General features: G+C 49.1%; 5 protein-coding genes. All 5 read right to left on the minus strand.

Annotated elements, in window-relative coordinates:
* Nucleotides 1-445, minus strand: a 445-nt coding sequence (locus HMPREF2871_RS09820) for a host-nuclease inhibitor Gam family protein (protein ID WP_070647869.1), incomplete at its 3' end; no start/stop codon positions are given.
* Nucleotides 438-584, minus strand: coding sequence for a hypothetical protein (locus HMPREF2871_RS11920; RefSeq protein ID WP_168162674.1), 147 nt, complete (start codon nucleotides 582-584; stop codon nucleotides 438-440). The genes HMPREF2871_RS09820 and HMPREF2871_RS11920, both read right to left, overlap by 8 nt.
* Nucleotides 585-595: 11 nt before the next feature.
* A complete protein-coding gene (locus tag HMPREF2871_RS09825) occupies nucleotides 596-796 on the minus strand; it encodes a hypothetical protein (protein ID WP_049230751.1) in 201 nt (66 codons plus the stop codon).
* A gap of 15 nt (nucleotides 797-811) precedes the next feature.
* The gene (locus tag HMPREF2871_RS09830; RefSeq protein WP_049343831.1) at nucleotides 812-1057 is read right to left on the minus strand and encodes a hypothetical protein; all 246 of its coding nucleotides are present in this window, start codon (nucleotides 1055-1057) and stop codon (nucleotides 812-814) included.
* A gap of 1 nt (nucleotide 1058) precedes the next feature.
* The coding region (locus tag HMPREF2871_RS09835) for a hypothetical protein (RefSeq protein WP_070629770.1) at nucleotides 1059-1666 on the minus strand (608 nt) is incomplete at its 5' end.

The following is a 1666-nucleotide window of genomic DNA, read 5'->3' on the forward strand; positions in this document are numbered from 1 at the left end:
CGTCTGAAAAACGCTCTTTTTGATTCAGGATGGCATCTTTGTCGATTTCCTTTTTTGTGCGGACAAACTCGGCAAAGGCGGATTTCTCCGAGAGCCACGCCAAGACGGCAGCCACGCCCGTTACCTTGACGGATGGCGGACGGATGCGCCATTTAATCAGGCCGGTAGTAAAGTCCACTGTTTTGGTTTTACCGTTTTCCGTCAGCTCGTCCTTATGTGCCTCGCAGTATGCGGCCACACGTTCGGTCAGGCTCATGATTTCGGCACACATCGGCGCGGCTTTGGCGGCATATTCTTCTTCGATGACCGCTTTTTTGTCTCCAGCTTCGGTTTCCAGGCGTTTGACTTCGCGCTGCAAATCACCAATTTTGCGGATAAACGCAGTAACTTCCGCTTTGTCTTGTGCCGCTTCGATAGCGGGCTGTTTGATTCGGGTTTTAGCCATTTGCTTTTTCCTCCAGTTTGTTGAGTAGTTGATATACTTCGCTTGCTTCAAATCCTTTAGTTTCAGCAAAACTGATAAAGGCATCCCAGTCTTGCTCTAAATATTCGTCCAATAGACGGTACTCGTGCGGTTCAATCATGATGTTTTCCTTTAATCTTGATCTGATAAGTCTCGTAAAATTTGACTTAAAAAATTCTCGTGGAGTGCTGTTTGCCTTTTTCTCAGATAGCCTGCTGCAGCATGTCCGGCAAAGATTGCAGGAGTTTTTTCACTATCATCTCCCAATCCTTTGATTTCAAAATCAAATAAGCTTTTGGTACTATCTTTAATAGTAATAATGACTTTAGCCATTTTCTTTTTCCTTTCTTAGTTTACTTTTCGGTCTGCATCTCTCAACTGTCTTGCCAGTTGCAATGCTTTTAAATTAGTGACAGCAGCCTTGATAAATCCTTCCGTATCTCGGGCGGCATCACTGCATACGCTGTCTAAAAATTCCGTTGTCAACGCAGCCATCAGGTCGGGAGCTTGATACTCACCGTTTATCTTGATTTCGGGCAACTCGACGCGACACTTCCCATTTTCCGCAATGATTTTAAAAACATACTCTTTCATTTCACTTACCTTTCTTGTTTAAAACATCTTTCACTTCCGCCATTTTCTGACGGCCTTTTTCCTTATCCGGCGCGGGCTTTGCCAGCATCGCCCTTGGTATCAACCGTGGCGGCAGGTTGCGGAGCAGTTCGGCGGGGTGCGGCCATGTTTCCGCCGCCTGCAATACCTTAAACCCCGTCTGAATCCGTATCGGGTCATACTCCGGCGAGACGATTTCTTTTTTCTCCATCAGTTTCCGATACCAAATTTCCGCAACTACCGGCATATCCTGCGCTGCCGGTCGGTTGGGTAGATTGAGCGCGGCAAGCAATGTAAAACCTGAAGCGATTTCTCGTTTCGCCCAATCTTCTCCTGCCCATTCGCCCAAGGCTGCCACACCCTGCCGCAGCTTGGACGGTGCGCCGCCTTCGCCCCCTCTCCCCGTGGGAGAGGGCTGGGGAGAGGGCACCCCCGAACCCTGCCACTGGCTGATAATCTCCAGCAAATAACCATGCGACTTTAAGGGCAGTTTCAGACGGCCTTGGTCGCGGGCATTAACGGTTTCATTAAAACCGTGAATCCAAGCCTCGGTAGGAGCGGGGAAACAAACCCCGTCGCGTGCCGCCTCCT

The organism is Neisseria sp. HMSC067G12 (assembly GCF_001812725.1).
Taxonomy (GTDB): domain Bacteria; phylum Pseudomonadota; class Gammaproteobacteria; order Burkholderiales; family Neisseriaceae; genus Neisseria; species Neisseria perflava.